This window comes from Streptomyces sp. H39-C1 (genome assembly GCF_027158125.1).
GTDB classification, from domain to species: Bacteria; Actinomycetota; Actinomycetes; order Streptomycetales; family Streptomycetaceae; genus Actinacidiphila; species Actinacidiphila fildesensis.
Window position 1 is genome coordinate 1 of sequence record NZ_JAPVLS010000278.1, and the last position, 927, is coordinate 927.

1 pseudogene is annotated in these 927 nt (G+C 74.2%); it reads left to right on the forward strand.

The window, feature by feature from the left end:
• Positions 1-927, forward strand: a pseudogene (locus O3W51_RS48185) (hypothetical protein); the annotation flags it as partial.

Sequence of the window (927 nt, forward strand, 5' to 3'; positions counted from 1 at the left end):
TGTATTCTCGCGGACTGCACCGCGCACGCCTCGTCCGGTAACTCCGGGAACACCGGTTCGACCGGCCGCACGGGGGATGCGTCGAACACCTCGACCGCCAACGGCGGCGACGGAGCCCGTGGCGGGGACTCCGGCACGGCGACTGCAACTGGTACCTCCCACAGCACCAGCAGCACCAGCTCCCGGGGCAACGGTCACCGCCGCGGCTCCGGCCGCAGCGACGCCGAGTCCTCCGCGAGCAACGCCACCGGTGCCCGGTCCGGTACCACCGGGCGCGGTGGTGACGGTGGCAACGCCTCCAGCTCCAACACCGCCCGGTCCGGGAACTCCGGCAATTCCGGGAACTCGGGGTCCACGGGCGGCAACAGCGCCAACAACCTGTGCATCCTGGCCCGCTGCGACGCGACCGCGACGTCGGGGAACTCCGGAAGTACCGGGAACACCGGCGCGACCGGTGACGCCTCGAACACCTCGTGGACGCAGGGCGGCCAGGGTGCCCGTGGCGGCGACTCCGGCACGGGCACCGCGACCGGCGGCGCCACCTCCACCGCCCACTCGACCCGCACCACCGGCTGGGACAACCAGCCGTGGGGCTGGAGCGGGGACAACAGCGGCAGCCGCCCGGTGCGCTGGGGCGATGACCGCGAGCGTTGGGGCGGCTGGAACCACCCCGGCACCGGCAACTCCTCGCGTGCGGACGCCTCCGCTACCAACACCACCGGCGCCCAGTCCGGGAACACCGGCCGCGGCGGCGACGGCGGCAACGCCACCAGCAGCAACACCGCGCAGTCCGGGAACTCCGGCACCTCGGGGAACTCCGGGGCCACGGGCGGTAACCGTGCGGGGAACGTCGGCATCCTGACCGGCCGCCGGCGGCCCGAGGGTGGTGGCTCGGGCGCGTCGGACTGCGGCCACAGCACCCACGGC